Origin of the sequence: Streptomyces sp. CBMA152, from assembly GCF_014596475.1 — a bacterium.
GTDB lineage: Bacteria > Actinomycetota > Actinomycetes > Streptomycetales > Streptomycetaceae > Streptomyces.
In genome coordinates this window covers 73103-99231 of record NZ_MECJ01000007.1, presented here as the reverse complement: position 1 = coordinate 99231, position 26129 = coordinate 73103, and the positions used below count along the sequence as shown (strand labels likewise).

The 26129-nt window shown below is 72.5% G+C and carries 16 protein-coding genes and 1 tRNA gene; 1 reads left to right on the top strand and 16 read right to left on the bottom strand.

The genetic code is table 11. The features are described 5' to 3' along the window. Positions 1–275: 275 nt before the first annotated feature. From BG418_RS07265 to BG418_RS07250, 4 genes are all read right to left on the bottom strand, one after another. Positions 276–1520 carry a hypothetical protein gene (locus BG418_RS07265; RefSeq protein ID WP_223184484.1) on the bottom strand — a complete coding sequence of 415 codons (1245 nt, stop codon included), beginning with the start codon at positions 1518–1520 and terminating at the stop codon, positions 276–278. 84 nt (positions 1521–1604) lie between these two features. After that, positions 1605–2132 carry a SigE family RNA polymerase sigma factor gene (locus BG418_RS07260; RefSeq protein WP_188272895.1) on the bottom strand — a complete coding sequence of 176 codons (528 nt, stop codon included), beginning with the start codon at positions 2130–2132 and terminating at the stop codon, positions 1605–1607. Positions 2133–2225: 93 nt separating this feature from the next. Beyond that, positions 2226–5279 (bottom strand): BTAD domain-containing putative transcriptional regulator, encoded by a 3054-nt coding sequence (locus BG418_RS07255; RefSeq protein ID WP_188272894.1) that lies wholly within the window; start codon positions 5277–5279, stop codon positions 2226–2228. Positions 5280–5594: 315 nt separating this feature from the next. After that, complete coding sequence (locus tag BG418_RS07250) at positions 5595–7298, bottom strand: alpha/beta fold hydrolase (protein WP_317453544.1); 1704 nt, start codon at positions 7296–7298, stop codon at positions 5595–5597. Positions 7299–7663: 365 nt separating this feature from the next. On the opposite strand from BG418_RS07250, the gene BG418_RS07245 reads away from it, so the two are divergent. Next, positions 7664–9175 (top strand): FAD-binding oxidoreductase, encoded by a 1512-nt coding sequence (locus BG418_RS07245; protein WP_188272893.1) that lies wholly within the window; start codon positions 7664–7666, stop codon positions 9173–9175. A 489-nt stretch (positions 9176–9664) separates the two neighbouring features. On the opposite strand, the gene BG418_RS07240 is transcribed toward BG418_RS07245, so the two are convergent. From BG418_RS07240 to BG418_RS07185, 12 genes are all read right to left on the bottom strand, one after another. Continuing rightward, a tRNA-Thr gene (locus BG418_RS07240) sits at positions 9665–9738 on the bottom strand. 96 nt (positions 9739–9834) lie between these two features. Then, positions 9835–11379 (bottom strand): alpha/beta hydrolase, encoded by a 1545-nt coding sequence (locus BG418_RS07235; RefSeq protein WP_188272892.1) that lies wholly within the window; start codon positions 11377–11379, stop codon positions 9835–9837. 126 nt (positions 11380–11505) lie between these two features. Beyond that, the gene (locus BG418_RS07230) at positions 11506–12711 is read right to left on the bottom strand and encodes a DNA polymerase III subunit delta' (protein WP_188272891.1); all 1206 of its coding nucleotides are present in this window, start codon (positions 12709–12711) and stop codon (positions 11506–11508) included. A gap of 137 nt (positions 12712–12848) precedes the next feature. Beyond that, positions 12849–16097, bottom strand: a complete 3249-nt coding sequence (tmk, locus tag BG418_RS07225; RefSeq protein WP_188272890.1) for a dTMP kinase — start codon at positions 16095–16097, stop codon at positions 12849–12851. Between the two features lie 116 nt (positions 16098–16213). Next, entirely contained in the window at positions 16214–19018 is a 2805-nt protein-coding gene (gene topA, locus BG418_RS07220; RefSeq protein WP_188272889.1) for a type I DNA topoisomerase, read from the bottom strand. A gap of 331 nt (positions 19019–19349) precedes the next feature. Then, positions 19350–19565, bottom strand: a complete 216-nt coding sequence (locus tag BG418_RS07215) for a hypothetical protein (protein ID WP_223184483.1) — start codon at positions 19563–19565, stop codon at positions 19350–19352. Between the two features lie 246 nt (positions 19566–19811). Continuing rightward, entirely contained in the window at positions 19812–20606 is a 795-nt protein-coding gene (locus tag BG418_RS07210; RefSeq protein WP_188272888.1) for an ABC transporter permease, read from the bottom strand. A 9-nt stretch (positions 20607–20615) separates the two neighbouring features. After that, positions 20616–21398 (bottom strand): ABC transporter permease, encoded by a 783-nt coding sequence (locus BG418_RS07205; protein WP_317453543.1) that lies wholly within the window; start codon positions 21396–21398, stop codon positions 20616–20618. Beyond that, on the bottom strand, positions 21395–22402 hold the full coding sequence (locus BG418_RS07200) for an ABC transporter ATP-binding protein (RefSeq protein ID WP_188272887.1): 1008 nt from the start codon (positions 22400–22402) through the stop codon (positions 21395–21397). Before BG418_RS07200 ends, BG418_RS07205 begins: the two co-directional genes overlap by 4 nt. 117 nt (positions 22403–22519) lie before the next feature. After that, positions 22520–23527, bottom strand: coding sequence for a helix-turn-helix transcriptional regulator (locus BG418_RS07195; RefSeq protein WP_188272886.1), 1008 nt, complete (start codon positions 23525–23527; stop codon positions 22520–22522). Positions 23528–23621: 94 nt separating this feature from the next. Further along, positions 23622–25145, bottom strand: a complete 1524-nt coding sequence (locus BG418_RS07190) for a methyltransferase (RefSeq protein WP_188272885.1) — start codon at positions 25143–25145, stop codon at positions 23622–23624. 181 nt (positions 25146–25326) lie between these two features. Further along, entirely contained in the window at positions 25327–26037 is a 711-nt protein-coding gene (locus BG418_RS07185) for a small secreted protein (RefSeq protein WP_188272884.1), read from the bottom strand. Positions 26038–26129: the final 92 nt, after the last annotated feature.

Below are 26129 nucleotides of genomic sequence, written 5' to 3'. Positions count from 1 at the left end.
CAGTTCCCCGCGCCCCTAACGGGGCCCGGACGTTGCTCGCGCCCGCGCGGCGGAGCCGCACATGTCACAGCCCCGCGCTCCTAAAGGACTGTGGCTGAGCCGCGTTCTCCGGCTGCGGCGGACTACCCAAGGGGCGCGGGGAACTGCGCGATCGGCCCCCACCGGCCCGCAGCCGACCGACAACCGCCGGAGGCTTTCGGGAAGGGGTGGGGTGGGGAAAAGAAGGGCGACCAGCCCCACCGGCCCGCAGACGAAAACCACACAAAGGCGCAGCCCTACCGCAGCATCGCCCACTTCTTGTCCAGGGCAATCGCCTTAAGTTGCGCCATCGTCAGGGCGGGAGCCTCACGCGTGGACGGGGAGTTCTCGTTGCCCGTGTTGAAGGCGCTGACCACTACGCGCAGGCCGGTCGAGCGGACCGTGTCGACCGTCCACCAGACCACGCCCGCGCCGCCCTTCTCGCCCGGGCGCTGGTCCTCGGCGACCCGAGTGCCGTCGGGCAGGTTCCACACCGTGCCCTGGAGGGGGAGGTCGCGCATGCCGGGCTGGACGTTGATCTGGACGAGGCTCTTGCCCTTGCCGTCGTTCACGACCAGGAACGCGTAGCCGCTCTGGCCGCCCTTGTCCTCGACGGTCAGCCCCTTCGGCATCGAGGCGGCCAACTCCCGCTGCATCGCCGCCGCACTCGGCTCGTTGTTCGGCACCTTCTCCCGGCCCGGCACCTTCGCGCCCGCCATGACCGTCTTCCACACCTCGGCGGTGACCAGCGACTTCATCTGCGCCCCGGTCAGCGGCGGGCTGACCCGGCTGATCTTCGCGCCCTTCTCGGCGGGCGCGTTGTACTCAGTCGCGTCGACCAGTACGCCCTTGGGCGTGAGCAGCGTGGCCCGCCAGTTCTTGGTCTCCTCGCGGCGGTCGGGGTACTCGTATCCCTGGAAGAACATGTACTTGGAGCCGTCCGGCAGCACCTCGGTCGTGCACTGGTCGTAGTCCACGATCGCCTTGGACGGGCAGGTCACGAACTGCGCGGCGCTCTGGCCCGCCGGGTCGACCGTGCTCAGCGCGATCCCGACGGCCGCCGCGCCCTTGCCGTCGTCGAGGACGACGGACGCGCTGGGCATGGCGGACTTGTCGTCCGGGCCCGCGCCCTGCCCCATCTCCTGACTGGTCTTACCGGCCGGGAGCAGCCCCTTGAGGTTCTTGATCATCTGGTCGGACGTGACCACCACCCCGTCCGGGAGCGACGTCTTCGGCGGCGCCGCCACGGACGCGGTCGCGCCGGAGCCAGAACCGGATCCCGAGCCGGACGACGAGCCGTCGGTCAGGCCGCCCGCCCATGCGCCGCCGAGGCCCACCGCCGCCAGTGCCACCACGCTCCCGGTCACCGTGGCCGCCCGCCGACGTGCCAACCGGCGGCGGCCGCTGCGCAGGCCCCGGTCGAGCAGCGCGCGGCGGTCCTGTGGGTCGAAACTGTCGCCCGTGCGGCGCATCGCCTCGCCGAGCTGGTCTTCAAAAGGCATGGTGGGACCCCACTCCTTGCGTCGTGATCGAAGCATCATGATCGAATGCCGGAAATTCCGTATTCCGTACTCAGTGCTCAGTCCTCAGTGCGCCGACAGCTCCGCGAGGCTGCCGCCCAGGTGTTCGCGCAGCTTCGCCAGCGCGCGCACCGAGCGGGTGCGGACGGCGGCCGAGCTGACGTGCATCGCGTCCGCCGTCTCCTCGACGCTGCGGTCCTCCCAGTACCGCAGCACCACCACCGCCCGGTCCTTGGGCGCGAGGCGGCCGAGCGCGTCGAGCAGCGCGAGGCGCAGCGCCGGGTCCTCGTCGCTGTGCTCGGCGCGGTCCGGCAGCTCCCCGAGGGGGCGTTCGGTGGCCGAGCGCCGCCGTCGGTGGGTGAGGAAGGTGCGTACGAGAACGGTCTGGGCGTAGCCCGCCGGGTTGTCGATACGGGACATCCGGCCCCACAGCGCGTACATCCGGCCCAGCGTCTCCTGCACCAGGTCCTCGGCCAGATGGACGTCTCCGCTGGTCAGGAGGCACGCGGAACGGAAGAGGTGGTTCGCGCGGCCCGCCGCGAACTCCATGAACTCCTCCGCGCGCGACTGCCGCTGCTGCCCCGGCTTTCCCATGCTCCCCCGACCCCCGTACCGCTCACGCCCCTACACCTCACTGACGCGACGGGGGTCGCAGAATGTTTCACACGAGTTTGTCGGCTCCGTGTGTCACACGCGTTCGGCGACCTCGTCGCCATCAGGCTCCAGAGCCGCGAGCAGCGCCTCGACCTCCGCGTACCCCTTCGGGTCGCGGCCCTCCAGGGCCGTCAGCGACAGGCGCCACTGGGTGCGCGCCTCGGCGATGCGCCCGCGCCCGTACTCAAGGCGGCCGTACTCGCGGCGGGCCAGGCCCACGGTGTAGTTGTCGCAGCGCTCGGCCGCCTGGTCGATCAGGACCGTGCAGGTGGTGAACGCCTCGTCGGTGCGGCCCAGTTCGCCCAGCACCCGGACCAGGCCGACGCCGGACTGGGAGCGGCCGTGCCAGTCGCCGTTCTCGCCGAGGATGCGCAGCGCGTCCTCGAAGTGGACGACGCCGGCCGCCCATTCGCCGAGGGTGATGTGCGCGTAGCCGATGTTGCAGTGGGCGGTGGACGTCAGCAGGTCGCTGCCGATGCGGCGCCCGGCGGCGAGGCTGCGCTCGTGGTAGCCGATGGCCACGCGCGCGTCGGTGTGCTCATGGAGGTTGCCGAGATGGCTGAGGATGATCGCCTCGCCGTACGCGTCGTCGAGTTCACGGGTCAGCGCGAGGCTCTGCTCCAGCGGCTCGGCGGCCTCGGCATGGCGGCCCAGGCGCTCCAGGAGCATGCCCCGGTTGGCCAGCGTGCGCTGGGTGCGCTGCCGCTCGCCGAGCTCCTGCCAGAGCGCGATCGCCTCGTCGTTGAGGGCGAGCGCCTCCTCGATCCGGCTGGCCAGGAAGTGCGCCCCGGCGAGGTCGCCGATGGCGTGCGCCTGGGCGACGCGGTCGCCGCACGCGCGCGCGGCCGTCAGGACGAACCGGTTGAGGTGGCGCAGCGCGCCGTAGCGGCCCCGGTACTGGAGATGGCTGAAATACGCCCGGACCAGCAGGAACACGGTCGGCGACGTACGCGCGTACCGCTCGGTCAGGGTGAGGACGGCGGGCATCTCGCGGTCGCCCCAGGCCAGCGCGGCCTCGGTGTCCGCGAACGGCGCCGCGTCGCCGACCGGGTCCGGCACCCGCGCCGGGCCCTCGCGGTGCGGCGGGGCGAGCACCAGGCTGCTCTGCCGGGCGGCCTCGGCGTACCAGCGCAGCGCGCGCTCGACGGCCTCCTCCCGCTCCCCGTCCTGGGCGGCCAGCTCGCGGGCGAAGTCCCGCACCAGGTCGTGCGGCGCGTACCGCCCGTACGAGATCTCTTCGAGCAGCGCGACCTCGACGAGCCGGTCGAGCGCGGCCCCCGTCCGCTGCTCGTCGCAGCCCATCAGGCGGGCGACGACCGGGACTTCGTACGCGGGCAGGTCGAGCGCGCCCAGGCGGCGCAGCGCGAGGGCCGCGTCCGGGTCGAGGGCTCCGAGCGCGACGGCCAGCGAGCGCCGCACGCTCAGGTCGTCGTACTCCAGATGGTCCAGGCGTCCGTCCTCGGCGTCGAGGAGCCCGGCGAGCGCGTCGGGGCTGAGCGCGCTGCGGGCGGCGAGGCGGGCGGCCGCGACGCGCAGCGCCAACGGGAGGCGGCCGCACAGCTCGACCAACCGGGCCGCGCCGTCCGGCAGTTGGCGCCCGGAGACGGCCCGCAGCAGCCCCAGGCTCTCGGCCGGGGTCATCGGGGTGAGCGGGAAGCGGGTCGCGCCGTCCAGCGCGGCCAGCGGCGAACGGCTGGTCACGACCACCGCGCAGCCGTCCCCGGCGGGCAGCAGCGGCCGCACCTGCGCGGCCGAGGCCGCGTCGTCGAGGACGAGGAGCGTACGGGTCGGGGCGAGCCGCGAGCGCAGCAGCGCGGCGGCCGCGTCCGGCACGTCCGGGACCTGCCGGGAGTCGACGCCGAGCGCGCTGAGCAGCGCGGCGAGCGCCTGGATCGGCGGGAGCGGGGCGAGCCCGGGGGTCGCGCCGCGCAGATTGAGATAGAGCTGCCCGTCCGGGAACTCCTCGCGCAGCGTGTGCGCCGCATGCAGGGCGAGCGCGCTCTTGCCGACCCCGGCCATGCCGGTGACCACGGCGATCGGAGCGGCGCTCGGGGTGCTCACGGGGTCGGGGCGGGCCCCCGCGCGCCCCGCGAGCACCGGTGCGCCGGGACCGGCGAGCGCGGACAGCGCGGCGAAGGCGGCGGGATAGGTGGGTCCGGCCGGGGCGCATCCGGCGCGCACGATTCCGGACAGCTCCAGGTCCTTGGCGCCCAGGGACGCGTCCTCCCGGCGCCCGGTCAGCGCGGTGCGCAGCGCGGCCAGCACATCGGCGCGACCGGTGAAGTGAGCGGGCCCGGGCGGCAGTTGGGCCGGGGCGGGCAGCTCGACGGGCCGGGCGGGCTCGCGCAGGATCTCCTGGTACGCCTCCTGGACGGCGGGGCCCGGGTCGACTCCCAGCTCCTCGACCAGGGTGCGCCGCAGCCGCTGGTGCACGGCCAGCGCCTCCGCCTGCCGCCCGGTGCGGTGCAGCACCAGCATCAGCTGCCGATGGAACGCCTCCCGCAGCGGGAACTCCCCGGTCAGCGCCGCCAGTTCCGGCCCGATCCCCTCATACCGGCCGAGCCGCAGCTCCGCCTCGTACTTCCACTCCAGGACCAGGAGTCTCGTCTCGCCGAGCCGCTGCACGAGGGCGGGCTCGCCGTCGGCCGGGTCGTAGAGGCCGCCGAGCGGCGCGCCGCGCCACAGGGCGAGGGCGGCGGCGCTCTCCTCGGCCACCACCGGCCAGTCGCCCGTGTTGTACGCGGCGAGGGCCGCGCGCGCGTGCGCCTCGAAGACCTGGGAGTCGAGCTCGCCCGGGTCGACCCGCAGGGCGTACCCCGGCGGCACGGCGCGTACCCGGTCCTCACCGCCGAGCAGCCGCCGCAGCCGGGCGACATGGTTGTGCAGCGACGCGGTCGCCGACGCGGGCGGTTCGTCGCCCCACAGCGCCAGCTTCAGGTCCTCGATCGGGACGACCCGGCCCGGCCGTATCAGCAGGGCGGTCAGCAGGGACCGGATCTTGCCACTTCCGACCGGCTCCCCGCGCACGGTCAATGGCCCGAGCAGGCCGAACCGAATGCACACACCGACCTCCACCGGTTGCCCCATCGACCGTCCAGCGGCTGCCCTCTTGACCGTTGACCGTTGGCCACATGTTAGCGATCTGTTGGTGCCGCCTGGTTTGATCAGTGCATCGGTTCCGGCCAGCCGGTGCTCGGTGGATGCCCACACTCGGGGGAGTGTCACCGTCCGGCCGGAACCGAAGGACAGAGAGATCCTCGGGCTCCATACGGTGGAGCCCGGGGATCTCGTCCGTTTCCGGCCCGCCCCCGGGCCGAGGTGACCGCTGTCGGCGGGCGGGACTTTTTGCGGCAATTTTACGTGGACGTACAACCTTTGGGCCGGTTCAGGTGTCGACCGCCGTCACAGGATCGTTGCCACGTACTCCTCCAGCCGCGCCGCCAACACCTCCTGCGTCAGGTCCGTGCGACCCAGAGCGCGCCACGGAGTGGCCAGTTTTTCTGCGTCGGGTGCGTAGGTGAGGGCGTCCAATAGCAGCCAGTACGGGGTGCCTTGGGCGGGATGGGCGGATTCGGTCCAGTAATGGTGGCGGAATGCCGTCGCCGCGCTCACGCCGTGCAGCAGCGCCAGAGCCGTCGAGCAATGGGCCACGTCCAGGTCGGCCGGGCCCCAGGATGTCTCGACCCAGTCGACGACGCCGGTGATCCGCGTCTGGTCGCCCGTGCCGCTGAACAGCACGTTCCCGGGGTGGAAGTCGCGGTGCAGGAAGCACCCCTCGTACGCGGGCGGCCCTTGGCGCAGGACGTCGATCGCGCGGTGCCAGACGTCGGGGCGGCGGGTGGCGGCCGGGATGCGGACGCGGTCGGGGGCGGTCCAGGGCTCGTAGGTGCGGGGGCGGTCGGGGCCCTCCGCCCGTACCCGGTGGATCGTCGCCAACTGGCGGGCGAGGAGGGGGATGCGGTGGTCCAGGCCGTGTTCGTCCAGGCGCACCTCGCCCTCCAGGCGGGTCATCAGCAGGGACGGGTGGTCGCAGTGTTCGCCGTGCGGGTCGGCCGCGAGCAGGGCGGGGGCGGGTACGTCCGTGTCGGCCAGGAGCGTGAGGACTGCGGCCTCGCGCGCGAGGAGGCCGGGTGCGTGGCGGCGGTAGAAGGGTTTGGCGAAGGACCGCAGCACCAACTCCCTTCCGCTGCCGCTGCCCTCGGCCTCCGTACGTACGCGTCGCATCTGCGACGTCCACCCGCCCCGCAGCGCCACCGCGTCCCGTACGCGCTCGCCCTCCGGCAACGTCTTGTCGACCCACGCCCGGGTCAGCTCCCAGCCGTCCGCGCCCAGGTCGTCGAGGACGGCGTCCACGAACCGGGCCCGCTCGACGGGGTTCTCGCGGAACCACACGCCGAGGCGGTGGTGCGCGCCCTCGAAGACGAGCTGCGTGACGCGGGCCTCGTTGTCGCAGGTCAGCGCGGTCGCCACCGCTTCGGTGACGGCGTACGGAATGATCTCGTCCACCGCCGGTACGGCCAGCACCGCGCGCGTGCGCAGCGACCGCAGGACGTCCAGGGCACGGCAGTCGCGCCAGCTGTCGGGCGTGCGGAGGATCTCGGTGAAGCGGGAGACGGGCGCGTCCGGCGGGATTCCGGGCGCGCCCGGTTCCGCCCCGAAGGGCTCGGACCACGCATCGTCCGCGTACACGGCGGGCGCGCAGAGCCCGATGCCCGCCACCCGGGAGCCGTAGTGCGCGGCCAGGTCGGCGACGGTCTGGCCGCTCATGCTGAAGCCGGTCAGGACGAGGCTGTGCTGCGGCGGTACGTACGCGTCGATCGCCGCCCGCGCCTGCACGAACCGCCGCTCCAGGCTCAACTCGCCGAGTTCGCCGCTGGATTCGCCGTGCCCGGAGAAGTCGAGGGCGAGGACGCGGTGGCCCCTCGCCCGGAAGTCCTCCCCCAGCTCGACGAGCCGGGCCTTGTCGCCGAGTCCGGCGCCGTGGAGCAGGACGACGGTGAGGGAGGGGATCGCTTCGGTCGGCTCGGCTGTCGCGCAGCTGATGCGCTCGCCGTCGAACTCGCCCGTGAGCCGTTCCCAGCCGAACTCGCTCATCACATCGTTCACTTCCGCCACTCCCCCTCGACACGTGCCTATCCCGTAACACCCTAAATCTCACGGCGCGGGCGCGAGCCGCCCGTCCCGTACGGCCTCGCGCAGCGCCCGGAGGAGGGCGGCGGAACACCAGGTGCGCTCCCCGGTTCAAGGTCCACACTTGAACGCCGCACCTCATCCGGTCGCGCCCCAATCCCTCTGGTTCTAGCGGGACTTGAGCGGTAGGCGAGCTCTCGCCGTACTGGCCAACTGCCCCACGCGTCTGACGGAAACATGGCAGGATTCCCAGCCCTTGGGGTGGAGGGATACGGGCCGGGGATCGCGTTCATGACATGGGTCGCCTTCATGTCATTCGGCATCACAGGGGAGAGCACGGAATGATCACACGCAGGTCGCTCATCGGAATGGCGGGAGCCGGGGCCGCGGCCCTGTCCCTGTCGGGCTTCACCACCGCGACCGCCACGACCACCAGCCAGTGGGACCGGCTGCGGGCGAATCTGACGGGCACGCTGGTGCTGCCGTCCGACTCCTCGTACCAGACGGCCAAGACCGTCGAGTACGCCCAGTTCAGCCTCACCAATCCGCAGGCCGTCGTGTACGCGGCGAACGCCAACGACGTGACCAACAGCCTGATTTTCGCGCAGTACCACGACATTCCGGTCGCCGCGCGCAGCGGCGGCCACAGCGGCGGCGGCTACTCGACCACCACCGGCATGATCATCGACGTCTCGCGTCTGAACGCGGTGACGGCCGGGTCCGGCACGGCGACCGTCGGCGGCGGTACGCAACTGGTCGACCTCGTCAACGGCCTCGGCGCGAGCGGCCTGGCGATCCCGGGCGGCCTGTTCCCGACCGTCGGGCTCGGCGGTTTCCTCCAGGGCGGCGGCGTCGGCCTGCTCACCCGCTCCCACGGCCTGGGCCTGGACAACGTGACGGCGGCGAAGGTGGTCCTGGCCAACGGCCGCCAGGTCACGGCGTCGGCGACCTCGAACCCGGACCTGTTCTGGGCGATCCGCGGCGGTGGCGGCGGCAACTTCGGCATCGTGACGCAGTACACGGTGACCCCGTCGGCGGTCCCGACCCTGCACTTCGCCGAGCTGACCTTCACCTACGACCACGCGGTCGGCGCGCTGCACGGCCTGACCCAGTGGCTGGAAGGCGCGCCGACGACGTTCGGCAGCCGCTCCAACATCGACCTGTTCGACGCGACGCCGGGTGCCGCGCCGCTGGTGGTGGTGCAGGTGGCGTCGGTCGGCACGCGCGCGGAGTTCGACACCGAGATCGCCCGCCTGATCGCCGCGACCGGCACGAACCCCGTCCAGCAGAACATCTACACGGACACCTACCGGTCCGCGATGATGAAGATCTTCGGCTGCGGCACGTACTCGCAGCAGCAGTGCCACAACAACACCTGGGACCCGACGAACGGCAAGCTCGCCCCGTTCGGCAACGCGCTGGGCCGCGGCCGCCTGCTGAGCGACACGCCCAGCGAGTCCGACTGGGCCCGGATGGTCGGCGTCTTCGACACCGAGCGCACGGCCGGCCACTTCCACATGTTCGAGATCGTGGCGCTCGGCGGCGCCGCGAACACGGTCTCGCGCACGGCGACGGCGTACGTCCACCGCGACAGCACGCTCCTGACGTCGTACTACAGCTTCGCGAACGGAGTCCTGTCCGGCGCCGAGCTCGACTCGGCCCAGCGCTTCTGCGACAACGGCTTCGCGGCGGTGGACCCGATCTCGCGCGGCGAGTCCTACCAGAACTTCATCGACCCGAAACTCCCGAACTGGCGCGAGGCGTACTACGGCGTCAACTACGACCGCCTGTCCTACCTCAAGTCCAAGTACGACCCGTACGGGGTGTTCTCGTTCGCGCAGGGGATCGACTGACGACCTGATCGCCTGACGGGGCGGGTACGCGCGGGGGAAGGGCCAGGTGGGATTCTCAATCCCACCTGGCCCTTCCCGGCAGAAAAGAGCGGCACCCCGTGATCCGCCCCGGGTCAGGGGATGATGATCTACCTGTCCGTCCCGGAGAGTTCGACCCGCCAGGGCCGCGGCCACTCTCCAGAGGGAGGGGGTGCGCCAGCGATCCCCAGGTCGCGCCGCGAGGACACGTAGAAGGCATCACGCGCCGCACTGGCCAGCTGGTGGGCCTTCGTCCACTTGGCGTCGTCAGCCGTTCCCTCGCGTACGAGCAGCTCGATCGTTTCAGACAGCCCCGCCCACCTCGCCGGGCGGGGAGCCGGGGCAGTCGCAGACACCGATGGCCACACAACGGCCACACATGACGGCGCGAAGATCATCGAGATTCGCCCCCGCCGGATCCAGGCATGAAAAAACCCCAGGTCACGGCGAGTGAGTCCTGGGGTTAATCCGAGCCGCCTTCGGGATTCGAACCCGAGACCTACGCATTACGAGTGCGTTGCTCTGGCCAACTGAGCTAAGGCGGCGCGCCGTCCGCACCATGGTGCGATCAGCAACGCGGCCAAGTCTACACAGTTTCCGGGGGTGCTCCTGACCACGCCTGTTCGAGGGACTCGCGCAGCTCAGGTGCACTTCTTGCCGGTGGGCGGAGGCGTGCCCTCCAGGAGGTAGGTGTTGATCGCGGTGTCGATGCAGTCGCTGCCCCGGCCGTACGCGGTGTGGCCGTCGCCCTCGTACGTGAGGAGGCGGCCGGAGGAGAGCTGGGAGGCGAGGGACTGGGCCCACTTGTAGGGGGTGGCCGGGTCGCGGGTGGTGCCGACCACCACGATCGGCGCCGCGCCCTTCGCCTCGATCCGGTGCGGGGCGCCGGTCGCCTTCAGGGGCCAGTACGCGCAGTTCAGGGCCGCCCACGCGAAGCCTTCGCCGAAGACCGGGGACGCCTTGCGGAAGGACGGGAGCGCGGCGGCGACCGCGTCCGGGCCGGAGAAGGCCGGGGGCAGGTCCAGGCAGTTCACGGCCGCGTTGGCGTACATGAGGTTGGCGTACTTCCCGTCGGCGTCCCGCTCGTAGTACGAGTCGGCGAGGGTCAGCAGGCCGCCGCCGTCGCCGTGCAGGGCGCGGCTGAGGCTGGTGCGCAGCTCGGGCCAGGTCGTCTCGTCGTACATCGCCGCGATCACCCCGGTCGTGGCCAGCGCCTCGCCGAGCGTGCGGCTCTCGCCCGTCTCGATCGGCTTCGCGTCGAGCTCGGCGAAGAACGCCTTCAGCCGCGTCGACGCGTCCGCCACCGACTTCGTGCCCAGCGGGCACTCCTTGCGCTGGACACAGTCCGCCGCGAACGACTGGAACGCCGTCTCGAAGCCCGCCGTCTGGTCCCGGTTCATCTCCAGCGCCGGCAGGGACGGGTCCATCGCGCCGTCCAGGACCAGGCGCCCGGTGCGGTCCGGGAACAGCTCGGCGTAGGTCGCGCCCAGGAACGTGCCGTACGAAGCGCCCACGTAGTGCAGCTTCTCGTCGCCGAGCAGCGCCCGCAGGATGTCCATGTCACGGGCCGCCTCCACCGTGGAGACATGCGGAAGGATCCTGCCGGAGTGCTTCTCGCAGCCCGCCGCGAAGTTCTTGAACGAGTTCTCCAGCGCCGTCTTCTCGGCGGCGTCGTCCGGGGTCTGGTCGACCTGCGTGAACGCGTCCATCTCCTGGCTCGTCAGGCACTCGACGGGCTCGCTGCGGGCGACCCCGCGCGGGTCGACGGCCACCATGTCGTACCGGGCCCGTACGGGAGCGGGGTAGCCGAGCCCCGCGTACTGCTGGAGGTAGCCGACCGCCGTGCCGCCGGGGCCGCCCGGGTTCACCAGGAGCGAGCCGATCCGCTTGCCCGGGCCGGTGGCCTTCTTACGGGCGACCGCCAGGTTCACCGACGCGCTCGCGGGCTTGGCGTAGTCGAGCGGGGCCTTCATCGTGGAGCACTCGAAGCCGGGCACGCCGCACGCCCGCCAGCTGAGTTTCTGCTGGTAGTACGTGCGCAGCGCGGCCGACGTCTGCGCACCGCCCGCCGACGTGGTGGACGCGGTCGCGGTGGTGGACGAGCTTGAGGACGAGCATCCGGAGACGAGCAGTCCGGCGGTCACGGCGGCGATGGCGGAGGAACGGAGCAGACGCCTGGAGTCCATCCCGGGAGCGTAACCGCCGAGTGACACCTGGTGCCCTGCCCGTCGGCGGACGACGGCTCGTACGAGTGAGGCGGTCAACCCGGTGTGCGGACACCATCCGTGCCGGACGCGCCCGACACGCGTCCGTCACCCCGCCCGCAGCGCCACCGTCATCGCCTCCACCGCGAGCAGCGGTGCCACGTTGCGGTCCAGGGCCTGGCGGCAGGCCAGGACCGCCTCGATGCGGCGCAGGGTCGCCTCAGGACCGGAGCCCCGGGCGATCCGGTCCACCGCGTCCCGCGCGTCGGCGTTCGCCAGCTCCGTACGGGCGCCGAGCTGTATCGCCAGGACGTCGCGGTAGAAGCCGGTCAGGTCGGTGAGCGCGAGGTCCAGGCTGTCCCGCTGCGTACGCGTCTTGCGGCGCTTCTGGCGGTCCTCCAGCTCCTTCATCGCCCCGGCGGTGCCGCGCGGCATCCGGCCGCCCGCCTGGGCGCCCAGGGCCTGCTTCAGGTCCTCCGTCTCCTTGACGTCGACCTCCTCGGCGAGCTGCTTGGCGTCCTCGGCGGCGGTGTCCACCAGCTCCTGCGCGGCCTTCAGGCAGCCGCCGATGTCCTCGACCCGCAGCGGCACCTTCAGGACGGCGGCGCGACGGGCGCGCGCGCCCTCGTCGGTGGCCAGGCGGCGGGCCCGGCCGATGTGTCCCTGCGTGGCGCGGGCGGCGGCCGCCGCGATCTCCGGCGCGATGCCGTCACGGCGGACCAGCACGTCGGCCACGGCCTCCACGGACGGCGTCCGCAGCGTCAGATGGCGGCAGCGCGAGCGGATCGTCGGCAGCACGTCCTCCAGCGACGGCGCGCACAGCAGCCACACCGTGCGCGGGGCGGGCTCCTCGACGGCCTTCAGGAGCACGTTGCCGGCGCCCTCAGTGAGCCGGTCGGCGTCCTCCAGGACGATCACCTGCCAGCGGCCCACGGCCGGGGACAGCTGAGCCCTGCGGACGAGATCGCGGGTCTCCTTGACGCCGATGGAGAGCAGATCCGTACGGACGATCTCCACGTCCGCGTGCGTGCCGACCAGGCTGGTGTGGCAGCCGTCGCAGAACCCGCACCCCGGCGCGCCGCCCAGCGCCCGGTCCGGGCTGACGCACTGCAGCGCGGCGGCGAACGCGCGCGCCGCCGTGGAACGGCCCGAACCCGGCGGCCCGGTGAACAGCCACGCGTGCGTCATCCTCGACGCGTCGGGCACCGGCGCACCCGTCGACGTGGCGGTGACCAGCGCGTCGGCGTCGCGCGCGGCGGCGGCCAGCTGCTCCTGCACCCGGTCCTGCCCGACCAGGTCGTCCCACACCGTCATGGCTCACCGCCTCCCGCTCTGTTCGGAATACAGCGCTCAGAGTGCTGAATTCCGCGTTCCGACCCGTACGTCCCCGTTACGCACCCCATTGTGGGGCAGGGGTCTGACAATCCCGTCCCGCGCGGCTGCCCCGCTGGTCAGCGGCGGCGGCCCCGCCGGTCGTCATCGTCGTCGGCGTGCGGCCCGAGCAGTTCGTCGGCGAGCGTCGGAAGATCGTCCAGCGGGGTCTCCTCGGCCCAGTCCGAACGCCGCCGGGGCCGCGACGGACGCTTCTGCTCCGGCTCCGCCCGCAGCTGCTCCGGGTCGACCTGCGGCAGCTCCCGCGTCCGGTCGTTCTCCCGGCCGTCCCCCTGCTCGCCGCGCGCGGCCTGCTCGTCGCGGAAGATGCCGGGCGGGAAACGGTCCGCGTCCGTGCCCCGTACGGGCTGCTGCGCACCGCGACCCGCGGCCTCATCGCGTACGGACGGCAGCACAGCCGTCTCGTCGGCGTCCCGCACCGGCGGCAGCACCGTCGTCTCGGCGGCGTCGGCCGGGATCTGCGGCAGGACGGTGGTCGCGTCGGCGTCCGCCTTGGCGTCCCCGGCGGCCGGTCCGGCACCGGCCCCCGGCACCGGCACCTCCTGGGTGACCTCGCTGTCGCTCGCGGGCTCGGGGCTCACCACCGGCGTCGGGACCGTGATCTCGGAGTCCGACTCCGGCGCGGCCTTCGGCCTCGCGCGCGTGGCCGGAGCCGGCGCGGAAGCCGACTCGGTCACCGTGGCAGCCGTCGCCGCGGCGGCCGCGGCAGCCGCCTCCGCGAGACGCCGGGCCTCCTCGGCCCGCACCAGCGCCTCCTCGGCCTTGCGCTGCTTCTCCAGGCGGCGCTCCTCCGCCTCGGCGCGCAGCCGGGCCTGCTCCTCCGCGAGCTTGCGCAGACGCTCCTGCTCGGCCGCGGCGGCCTTGGCCTCCGCCTCGCGCCGTACGCGCTCCTCCTCGGCGAGCCGCCGCGCCTCCTCGGCCTTGCGGCGGGCCTCCTCGGCCTGGCGCTCCTCCTCGCGGCGGCGCGCCTCCTCCAGCTCGCGCCGCTTGCGTTCCTCCTCCTCGGCGCGCAGCTTGGCGAGCTGCTCCTGGCGCTCGCGCTCCAGCCGCTCCTCCTCGGCCTTGCGCGCGGCCTCCTCCTCCGCCTTGCGGCGGGCCTCCTCCTCGGCGGCCTTGCGCGCCTCCTCCTGGGCCTTCACCTCGGCCTCGGAGAGCGGCAGCATCTGGTCGAGCCGATGGCGTACGACCGTGGTGACCGCCTCCGGCTCCTGGCCCGCGTCCACCACCAGGTAGCGGGACGGGTCGGCGGCCGCGAGCGTCAGGAACCCGGCACGTACGCGCGCGTGGAACTCGGGCGGCTCCGACTCAAGCCGGTCCGGCGCCTCCGTGAACCGCTCGCGCGCGGTCTCCGGCGCGACGTCCAGGAGCACCGTCAGATGCGGTACGAGACCGCCGGTCGCCCAGCGGTTGATACGGGCGATCTCGGTCGGGGACAGATCGCGTCCGGCGCCCTGGTAGGCGACCGAGGAGTCGATGTAGCGGTCCGAGATGACGATCGCGCCGCGCTCCAGGGCGGGGCGCACCAGCGAGTCGATGTGCTCGGCGCGGTCCGCCGCGTACAGCAGCGCCTCCGCGCGGTTGGAGAGCCCGGCGCTGGAGACGTCGAGCAGGATCGACCGCAGCCGCTTGCCGACCGGCGTGGCGCCCGGCTCGCGGGTCACCACGACCTCGTGGCCCTTGGCCCGGATCCACTCGGCCAGCGCCTGCGCCTGCGTGGACTTGCCCGCGCCGTCGCCGCCCTCAAGCGCGATGAAGAAGCCGGTGGCGGCCGGGGCCTGCGCCGGGTCGGCGCCGCGCACCGCGTCCCGCAGATCGCGCCGCAGCGGCACACCCTGGCGGTCGTCGGTCTTGGCCAGGACCACGGCGGCGACCGGCAACAGCAGCGCGCCGGCCAGCATCAGCGTGAAGCCTGCGCCGCCGTGCGCGAAGACGAAACCGTCCCCGGCGAGCCGGTGCGGGCCGATGGCGGCGGCGACCAGCGGGGCGAGGATCGCGCCGAGGCCGATCGCGACCCGTACGACCGCCTGGAGGTGATCGGTGGTGCGGGCCCGCCGGTACTCCTCGGTCTCCTGGTCGATCAGCGTGTGCCCGCTGTTGGCGGCGATACCGGCCGCGACACCGGCGCCCAACGCGATGAACAGCACGGTCGCCGTGTCCGGCACCAGGCCCATCGCGAGCAGCGCGACACCCGTGAGGGCGATCGCCAGCGCGAGGAGGCGCCGCCGCGAAAGGACCGGCAGCACCTTCGGCGCCACGCGGACGCCGACACCCGTGCCGCCCACCAGCGCGAGGATCAGCAGCGCGAACGCGGCCGGGCCGCCGCCCAGGTCGGCGGCGTGCAGCACGGCGACAGCGGCGGCCGCGGCGATCGCCCCGGCGACCGCGCCGCAGGCCAGCACGAGCAGCGGAACCGCGCCCGTACGCCCCTTGTCGGGCCCGGCGCCGGTCGACGGCCTGCGCAGCCCCTCCAGCGGGGAACGCGCGCGTGGCGTCTGTGTGCCGGGGAGCTGGAGCATCGCCAGGACCGAGACGGACGCGGCGAACAGACCCGCCGCCACATACGAGCCGAGGGCCGCCTGGTGCAGGTCGAACCAGTCGATGCCCTTGCCGAGGCCCTTGCTGACGAGGGCCGCGACGAGCAGCGCGACGGCCGCCGTGGGCATCGCCGCGAACGTCGTACGCAGCGAAAGGCGCCGCAGCGCGTCCAGGTGGTCCGGCAGGGGGCGCACGGAAGCACCCTCCAGCGGGGGCGCGGGCAACAGCGCGGGCGCCGCGCTCTCCTTGGCGACCGTCCAGAACCGCTCGGCGATCCCGGCCACAAAGGCCGTGACCAGGATGAACACCAGCGCGTTGTCCGGCGTCCAGTCGATCCACAGCGGCGCGACGATCAACAGCGCGGCACGTACGCCGTCCGCCCCGATCATGGTCCAGCGCCGGTCCAGCGGACCGCTGGGCACGATCAGCGCGGAAACGGGACCGAGCAGCACCGCCCCGAACAGCACCGTCGCGACGAGCCGGGCGCCGAACACCGCGGCCACGGCGAAGGCCGCGCCCCGGTAGCCGCCGCCGAGAGCGTCCTCGGAGACTGCCGCCTGGAGCGCCAACAGCAGCAGGACGAGTACGGCGAGAGCGTCACCGACCCCGCCGACGAACTGGGCGCTCCACAGCCGCCTCAGCGACGGGATGCGCAACAACGCACGTACGGCGCGCTCGCGTGAGTCTGCGGCTAGGGCGTCGGAGGTGGGGCTCACGCCCGTGGGGGTCCCCCCTGCGCCTTCAGAGCTGTGGGGCTGCTCGGCTCGCGTCATCCGCCCAGCCTATCCGGACCCTCCGGGTCCTTGCGGGCCCGCCCGAACATACGGGCGGGCTCCGCCTGCCTATGGCCCCCACCGGGACCACGGGCAAGCGGAGCCCGTCCAAGGCCTTACTCGGCCGCGGCCGCCTTCTTCGCGGCCGCCGCCGTCTTCTTGGCAGGCGCCTTCTTGGCGGTGGCCGCCGTCTTCTTTGCGGCCGTCTTCTTGGCCGCGGTCTTCTTCGCCGGAGCCTTCTTGGCGGGCGCCTTCTTGGCCGTCTTCTTGGCCGGCCCCTTCGCCCGCTTCTCCGCCAGCAGCTCGTAGCCGCGCTCCGGAGTGATGTCCTCCACGCTGTCGTCGGTCCGCAGCGTCGCGTTGGTCTCGCCGTCCGTGACGTACGGGCCGAAGCGCCCGTCCTTCACGACCACCGGACGCTCGCTCACCGGGTCCGTGCCCAGCTCCTTGAGCGGCGGCTTGGCGGCCGCACGCCCACGGGCCTTCGGCTGGGCGTAGATCGCCAGCGCCTCCTCCAGGGTGATGGAGAAGAGCTGGTCCTCCGACTCCAGCGACCGCGAGTCCGTGCCCTTCTTCAGGTACGGCCCGTAGCGCCCGTTCTGCGCGGTGATCTCCACGCCCTCGGCGTCGGCGCCCACCACACGCGGCAGCGACATCAGCTTCAGCGCGTCATCGAGCGTGACCGTGTCGAGCGCCATCGACTTGAACAGCGAGGCCGTACGCGGCTTCACCGCGTTCTTGCCCGTCTTCGGCGTGCCCTCGGGCAGGATCTCGGTGACATACGGCCCGTACCGGCCGTCCTTCGCCACGATCTGGTTGCCGCTCACCGGGTCCGCGCCCAGCTCGAAGTCGCCGCTCGGCTTGGCCAGCAGCTCCTCCGCCAGCTCCACCGTCAGCTCGTCCGGCGCCATGTCCTCCGGCACGTCCGCACGCTGGTGACCCTCGGCGTCCTTCTCACCGCGCTCGATGTACGGCCCGTAGCGGCCCACCCGCAGCACGATCTGGTTCCCCACCGGGAACGAGGAGATCTCGCGCGCGTCGATCGCACCGAGGTCCGTGACCAGCTCCTTGAGACCACCCAGGTGGTCCCCGTCGCCGTTACCGGCGTCGGAGGCCGCGCCGGCCTCGCCCTCGCCGAAGTAGAAACGCTTCAGCCACGGCACCGCCTGCGCCTCGCCACGCGCGATGCGGTCGAGGTCGTCCTCCATCCGCGCGGTGAAGTCGTAGTCCACCAGCCGGCCGAAGTGCTTCTCCAGCAGGTTGACCACCGCGAAGCTCAGGAACGACGGGACCAGCGCCGTGCCCTTCTTGAAGACATAGCCGCGGTCCAGGATCGTGCCGATGATCGAGGCGTACGTCGACGGCCGCCCGATCTCGCGCTCTTCCAGCTCCTTGACCAGCGACGCCTCGGTGTAGCGCGCCGGCGGCTTGGTCGCGTGGCCGTCCGCCGTGATCTCCTCGGCCGACAGCGCGTCGCCCTCGGCGACCTGCGGAAGGCGCCGCTCGCGGTCGTCCAGCTCCGCGTTCGGGTCGTCCGCGCCCTCGACGTACGCCTTCATGAAGCCGTGGAAGGTGATCGTCTTGCCGGACGCGGTGAACTCCGCGTCCCGCCCGTCGCTCGCCCGGCCCGCGATCTTCACGGTCACGGAGTTGCCGACCGCGTCCTTCATCTGGGACGCGACCGTCCGCTTCCAGATCAGCTCGTAGAGCCGGAACTGGTCACCGGTCAGACCCGTCTCGGCCGGAGTGCGGAAACGATCACCCGACGGGCGGATCGCCTCGTGCGCCTCCTGCGCGTTCTTGACCTTCCCGGCGTACGTACGCGGCTTCTCCGGCAGATAGTCCGCGCCGTACAGCTGCGTCACCTGCGCACGGGCCGCCGACACCGCCGTCTCGGACAGCGTGGTGGAGTCCGTACGCATATAGGTGATGAAGCCGTTCTCATACAGCTTCTGGGCGACCTGCATGGTGGCCTTGGCCCCGAAGCCGAGCTTGCGGGAGGCCTCCTGCTGGAGCGTCGTCGTACGGAACGGGGCGTACGGCGAGCGGCGGTACGGCTTGGACTCCACCGAGCGCACGGCGAAGGCCGTGTCGGCGAGAGCGGCCGCCAGGGCTCGGGCGTTCGCCTCGTCGAGGTGGAGGACGTCGCTCTTCAGTTTTCCGTCGGGACCGAAGTCGCGGCCCTGCGCCACCCGGCGGCCGTCGACCGTCGCGAGCCGTGCCACCAGCGAGGACGGGTCGGAGGCGTCGCCCGCCCGGCCGGTGGAGAACGTCCCGGTCAGGTCCCAGTACTCAGCAGAACGAAAAGCGATGCGCTCGCGTTCCCGCTCCACCACGAGTCGGGTCGCCACCGACTGGACGCGGCCCGCCGAGAGCCTCGGCATGACCTTCTTCCACAGCACCGGCGAGACCTCGTAGCCATAGAGGCGGTCGAGGATACGGCGGGTCTCCTGGGCGTCGACCATGCGCTGGTTGAGCTCGCGCGGGTTGGCGACGGCGTCCCGGATCGCGTCCTTGGTGATCTCGTGGAAGACCATCCGGTGGACCGGGACCTTGGGCTTCAGGACTTCCTGAAGGTGCCACGCGATGGCTTCGCCCTCGCGGTCCTCATCGGTGGCGAGGAAAAGTTCGTCGGACTCGGCCAGCAGCTCCTTGAGCTTTCTGACCTGCGCCTTCTTGTCGGCGTTGACGACATAGATGGGCTGGAAGTCATGCTCGACGTCAACGCCGAGGCGGCGCACCTCGCCGGTGTACTTGTCCGGCACCTCGGCGGCGCCGTTCGGCAGGTCGCGGATGTGCCCGACACTCGCCTCGACGACATAACCGGGGCCCAGGTAGCCCTTGATCGTCTTCGCCTTGGCAGGAGACTCGACGATGACGAGTCGGCGGCCGCCCTTTGCGGTCTCGCTGGTCGGGGACAACTTCGCTCTTCTCTCCGGTCGGCACTCGGGTGGCACGTACGAGCTGTACGGTCGCTGCGGAGTGTGACGGTACAACCCGCCCCCGTGTCAAACAGCAAAAGCCCGCAGCGGCCACTCGAACGGTAACCCGACTTACGGCGAGTCTGCCGCCCGGACCGCCCGACAACGTTGTGAAAAGCGTTTCGTCCCAGCGCGGAGCCGGCCATCGGCCCGGGCGTCTACTCGGTCGCCGACCTGGGCATGGTCCCCGGGAGAGTGCCCACCGGCCCGGCGGGTCGGCGCGACGGTTCGGCGTGATCGCCGACGACCCGCTCAACGGCGCGCCGAGACATCACATGCGTGTGAAGCACCACACCCCGGCGACGAGGAACGCCACGCCGAAGCATGTCGCCAGCGCCGCCGACACGGCCGGACTGCCCCCGTCCGCGACCGGCTCGCGATGCCGGACACGCGCCCCCGTCCAGGCGAGCAGCGCGCCCCCGAACAGTACGAAGACCGTCCCCGCGAACACGGCCGGAGCCGCCTCCGCCCCACCCATCCCGTTCATGGCGCGGATCCTGGCACTCCCGGGCGGAGTCCCGGCGAACTCCAGGTGAACGGGCACACCTCGGCACACCTCCATCCGGCCCAGCGGGGGCGGGGGGCGTGTCGGGGGTGATGGGGAGGGGGGCTGGTGCGGTGCGGGAAGGGGGTTGGGTGGGGGCATTTGTTGGCTGAAATCGGACCCTCATCGGACTCTGGGGGGGGATCCTCCTCCCCCCCCACCCACCCCACTCCCCCTCCCCGCCCCAGGTCACATCACGTCGAGCGTGGCCCGGCGGCGGCTGCCGTGTTCGAAGACGGTCAGCAGCAGCACCGCGAGCACGGCCCAGCCCACGCCCACCGCCAGTTCCGCCCCGACCTGGCGCCATGCGGTAGCACCACCCGACGCGAGCCGCCGGGCCGCACCCGCCGCATGGGTGAGCGGCAGTACCTCACCTGTCGTACGCATCCATCCCGGCAGGGACGCACGCGGCACATTGGCACCGGTGAGCAACAGCAGTGCCGAACTGGCCACATTCGACACCAGGAACACATCGCGGAAACGCAGCCCCAGCGCGCCGAGGGCGAGCCCGAACGCCGAGCACGCGACGGCTGCCGCGACCAGGACCAGGGCGAGCCCGGGCACGGCCCCGGCGGGCAGGCTCAGTCCCAGCACCAGACACGCGGCGGCGAGCGTGAAGGCACTGACCACCAGCCCGTTGAGGACGTACGGGAGGGCGCGGCCGAACCACAGGGGCGCGCGGCGCCTCGGCGAGAGCAGGACGGCACCCAGCGTGCCGTACCGCCGCTCGTTCGAGACGGCCATCGTGCCGCCGTACACGCACGCGGTGGAGGAGGCGAGTACGGCGTTTCCTATGAGGTAGAAACGGTCGTCGGCGACGCCGAGTTCCCGGCCGAGGAAGACGAAGAAGAGAAGTTGCAGGACGGGGCCGACGAGCAGGGTTCCGATGAACATGGGCGGGGTGGTCCAGTTGAAGAGCGCCCGGTAGGAGATGGCGCCGCCGACGACCACGAGGCGTCCGGTGCGGATGAGTTGACGCAGCATCGGTGGCTCCTAGGCGAGGGCGAGGGTGGCGGCGGCGCGGGCCCGGCGCTCGACCCGGCCGAGGACGGCGACGGCGAGCAGCGCGTACGCGGCGCCGAGGGCGAGGGCGAGCCCCGTCGGGCCGAGCACGTCGCCGCCGGAGGTCGCCGCGTGGACGGCCCGGGAGCCCCAAGTGGTCGGCAGGATCCAGGAGATGGGCCGGGTCCAGCCGGGCAGCGAGCCGATCGGGACGAGCATTCCGGACAGCATCCACACGGGTGCGTCCAGCGGGTTGGCCAGGGCGTTGGCGTTGCGCAGGAGGACGAAAGTGGCCGCCAGGAGCAGCCCCATCATGCCGAGCGCGAGCACGCACACCGGGACGGCGAGAAGGAAGAGGAAGGGGTGGGCGAAGTCGAGCGGCACGCCGAACAGCAGCCAGCCCCACCCCACCGTGGCCACCATGGCGTACGTGCCGATGACGGCGGTGGCGAGGGTGATGGGCAGCAGGATCAGCGGCAGCCTGGTCGGGGAGACGACCAGCGTCTCCAGGGTGCCGAGCCAGCGCTGGTTCTGCACGGCGCCGCCCGAGCCGAAGAGCACCGACGACCAGATGCCCATGAGGCCGGCGCCGACGGAGGCGGTGAGCAGCCGGTCGGGATCGCCGGCGGCGCGGAAGAGGTAGACGGCGAGGGTGGCGTAGACGAGCGGGACCAGGACGGCGAAGGTGATCTCGATCGGCGAGCGCGACATATAGGTGACGTGGGTGCGCACGCCGACGCGTACGAGGCGGCCGATCCTCAGCAGCCGCCTCACGCGGTCACCTCGCGCACCGTCGGCCGCGCGGAGGTGTCGGCGTCCTCGACGATCGCGATGTAGGCGTCCTCCAGGGTCGGTTCACGGGTGACGACGCGGCCGACACGGATGCCGTCGAGCGCGGCGAGCACCTGTCCGTGCACGTCGGCGCCCCGGTCGGTCTGTACGGTGACGGCCTGTGCGGCGCCCCGGTCCTCGGCGGCGACGCCGCGTACCCCGGGCAGCCGCCGCAGCCGTTCGAGGGCCGCCTCGTCCGCTCCGTACGCCTCCAGCTCGACGACGTCGCGCTCCTGGATACGGGACTTGAGCTCGTCGGGGGTGCCGAGGGCCCGGATGGTGCCGCCCGCGATGACGGCGATCCGGTCGCAGAGTTCGTCGGCCTCGGCCATGTAGTGCGTGGTGAGCAGGACCGTGGTGCCGACGGCCTTCAGGTCGGCGACGGTGCGGCGCAGGTCGCGCGCGGCGACCGGGTCGACGCCGATGGACGGCTCGTCGAGGAAGAGCACGTCGGGGTGGTGCAGCAGGCCGCGCGCGATGTGCAGCCGCTGCCGCATGCCGCGCGAGTACCCCTCGACGCGTTCGCGCTCGCGTCCGTCGAGCCCGACCAGTTCGAGGAGTTCGGCGATCCGCGCCTTCTGCTCGCGCGGCTCGACGCCGTACAGCTCGGCGAAGTACCGCAGGTTGTCGAGGGCGGACAGCCGCTCGTACAGGCCCCGGTCGCCGCCGAAGACGTACCCGATGCGTCGGCGGACGGCGACGGGGTCGCGCGCGACGTCGTGGCCGAGCACCCGGGCCGTGCCGGAGGTCGGCAGCAGCAGGGTGTTGAGCATTTTGATGGTGGTGGTCTTGCCCGCGCCGTTGGGCCCGAGCAGCCCGAACAGCTCCCCCTCTCCGACGTCGAAGCTGACTCCGCGCACCGCCTCGGTCTCCACCCGGCGGGGCCGCAGCCAGCCCGTGCGGGAGGTGTACGTGCGGCGCAGTTCACGTACTTCAATCGCTGTCATGTCCGCGACGCTAGGGGCGGGTGTCACCTCCGGCCATTGATTCGGCGCGCCCCGAATCGTCGCCTCCGCACGCTCGCCGGGCGCGGGGAGGCGGGCTGGTCCCAGGCCCGGCCGCCCTCAGCCCACCGCCCGCAGCACGTCCTCGCCCGACAGCAGGGCGAGCAGCGAGCGGCCCGTGTCCGTCAGCTGGTAGTAGACGCTGCGGCCGACCCGGTGCCGGGTGACCACCCCGGCCTCGGCCAGCCCCGACAGATGCTCCGAGACGGTGCTCGGGGCCAGCGAGAGCCGGTCCGCGAGCCCGGCGGTGGTCAGCGGGCCGCCCAACTGCCGCAGCACCGCCGCCCGTCCGCGCCCCAGCAGCATCCCGAGCCGGTCCTCGGCGGGCGCCAGGGACTCGGGCGACTCCCGCAGGGCGCCCGCGCCGCGCGCCTGGAAGGAGACCGTCAGCACCTCGGGGTCGTCCGTCGAGTAGAGCCGGCAGCCCTCGGCGAAGACCAGCGGCACCAGGAGCAGCCGCCGCTCCCCGGCCCGGTACTCGGCGTCTATGTGCTTGGTCAGCTCCAGGACAGGCGGCTCCCACCGGGCCCGTGACTCAAGCCCGGCGAACAGCGCGTCGACGCCCTCGGTCGCGAACGTCCGCGCCCGGACGAGGACTTCGTCCTCGACGAGGCGCCGCATGGTCGGCCACAGGTCCGCCAGCGCCCCCTCCCAGTACGCCTCGTACGCGTCGGCGAGCGCCGCGCAGGCCGCCTGCGGGTCCTCGCGGTAGGGCCGCACCAGCGGGTGGTCGTCCAGGTCCGGGTAGTGCTCGGCCAGCTGCGTACGGACGACCTCGGGCGGGGTGGCGCGGACCTGGGCGATCTCCTCGTACACCGAGTGGGTGCCGGTCGGCTGCGGCAGGATGAAGTCGGGGAAGTTCAGCGGCCCCTCAAGGAGCTGCCGCAGCGGGCGCACGCGCTCGTCCTCACGGAGCACCTCGCGCGCGCGTACCGCCCACTCCTGGTACGGCCAGGAGGGCCGGCGCTGCGGCCCCAGGAGGTGCAGGCTGCAGAACGCCTCCCACAGCGGGCTGACGGCTATGCGGGTGGCCCCGAGCGCCGCCTCGTCCAGCTCGATCCGGATCATGCGTTTCCCCCTCCCGTCAGTCCGTCATCCCGCCGCTGCCCCTGCGCGGCCGGTTTCGGCCCGCCGCTCCCCCGCACCCCCCACGCGGCCCCCGTCAGTCGTCCATCGGCTCCAGGAACCCCTGTCCGACCAGCATCCGGATCGCCTCCGGCGTGCGGTCGCGCAGCAGTACCGCGTCCTCGCCGAGCAACTGGGCGATGGCGTCCAGGATCCGCCCGGCGTCCAGCTGGCCGTCGCAGACGCCCGCGAAGCCCGCGCCCACCGTGTCCACCGTGGTGGCCCGGCGCATGCCCCGGTTCTGCCGGAGCACCACGTGCTCGGGGTCCTCGGCGCCCGGCAGCCCGACCTGTTCCTGCACCACCTCGTCGGCGAGGCGGAAGCGGGAGGCGAGCAGCGCCGCGTCGTCGTGGGTGCGCAGGTACTCCTGGCGGGCGAAGTGGGTGCGCACGGTGTCGCCGAGCGGCTGCTCGACCGGGTGCGGCCACTCCTCGACGGTGATCGAGGGCTGCTCGGAGCCGGACTTGTGCAGGGTGATCCAGCCGAAGCCGACCGCCTTGGTCTTGCGTGCGTCGAACTCGTCGAGCCACGCCTCGTAGCGCGCCGCGTACTGCTCCGGGTCGGTGCGGTGGTCCCCGGCGTCCCGCAGCCACAGCTCCGCGTACTGCGTGATGTCCTGGACCTCGCGCTGCACGATCCAGGCGTCGCAGCCGCGCGGCACCCAGGAGCGCAGCCGCTCCTGCCACTCCTCGCCCTCGACGTGCTGCCAGTTGGCGAGGAACTGCGCGTACCCCCCTTCGTTCAGCCGTGCCCCCGCCTGCTGAACGATCGAGCGGCACAGATCGTCCCCGCCCATCCCGCCGTCCCGATACGTCAGGCGCGCGCCCGGCGAGATGACGAACGGCGGGTTGGAGACGATCAGGTCGTACGTGGCGGAGCCCACCGGTTCGTACAGGGAGCCCTCGATCAGCTCCGCCTCGGGCGCGCCGGACAGGGCGAGGGTGAGCCGGGTGAAGGCGAGCGCGCGCGGGTTGAGGTCGGTGGCGGTGACCCGGGTCACGTGCTGTGCGGCGTGCAGCGCCTGGATTCCGGAGCCGGTGCCGACGTCCAGGGCGGACGCGACCGGCGTGCGCACGGTGAGCCCGGCGAGCGTGGTGGACGCGCCGCCGACCCCGAGGACCATGCCCTCGTCGCGGCCGCTCGCGCCGCCGGCGCCGCCGACCGCGCAGCCGAGGTCGGAGACGATGAACCAGTCCTCGCCCTCCGGTCCGCCGTACGGACGCACGTCAACCGCGGCCCGCACTTCATCACCGGTACGGGTGATCCAGCCGTCCTCCAGGGCCTCGTCGCCCGGCAGGGCCGCGCGGGCGGCCTCGTACGCGACGGGCTGCTGGAGCAGGAAGAGCCGCACCAGCGTGTCGAGCGGCGATCCGCCGCGCGTGGCGCGCAGGGCGGGCACCGTCTCGCTGCGGGCCAGCGCGGCGTAGGCGGGCGCGCCGAGCAGGTCGAGCAGCCCGTCGGCGGTGAAGTCGGCCGCGATCAGGGCGTCGCGGAGCCGCGCGGCGCGGTCGGGCACGGGCAGGCCGGCGGGCGAACTGGCGGAATCACTGGTCGTACTCACCCGGCCATTGTGGCGGCTGGCACTGACAAACACCCACGGCCCGGCACCCACATGGGTCCGGGCCGTCCGAAAGGGGAGTGCGCGCGGGGCGTCGTGCCGCTCCACGCGCGCGTGGCGTCCGCCGCACGAGGCGCGGGGCCCCGCGCGGCGGACGCGCGCGTGGAGCTGGTCTCCGCCGGTGCTACTGGCCGCTCGACGAGGCCGAGGGCTTGGCCGAGTCGGACGGCTTGGCCGACTCCGACGGCTTCGCGGAATCCGACGGCTTGGCGCCCTTGGAGGCGGAGGCCGCCGGGGACGCATCCTTGGAGGCGCCGCCACCGGCCGCCGGCGAGGAGGTCGTGGAGGGCGTCTGCTTCTGGCAGCCGGGCTGCTTCTGCATCGCCTTGCCGAGGTCGCCCGACTCCAGCTTCTTGAGGGCGTCGTCACTGCTCTTGCTGATGGTGTTCAGCTGGTCGGCGACGCCCTTGAGGCCGTCCGCGAACTTCGCCTGGTCGCCGGTGTCGAGCGCGTCGACCTTCTTCTTGAGGTCGGCGTACGAGGCGGAGGAGGCGGTCAGCTCCTTGGCGGCCTCCTGCTGCGTCTTGTCGCCGTCCTTGACGGGCGGGGCACCGGCCTTGTTGATGCTGTCGGCCAGCGCCTTGTACGCGTCCGAGATCTGCTGGAAGGCCGTCGAGTCCGTCTTCTGGACATCGGCCGGCTTGCTCTCGTCCGCCGTCTGCTTCTCGATGGCGGCGTTGGCGTCAGTGATCTTCTTGATCTGCGGCTGGGCCTGGTCACAGAAGGTCTTGGCCCAGTCGTTCACCTTCTTGCCCGAGTCGTCGCTGCTGCATGCCGACAACGCGAGCACCAGTACCGCACCGCCGGACAGTGCGGCCGCAAGCTTCTTGTTCACCGGATCGGTCCCTTCCAAGGCTCTCGGCCCCGGAACATACACGCCAAGTGGGCGACAACCGCGTGTCGTACGCCGGATCTGCTGGCTTTTGC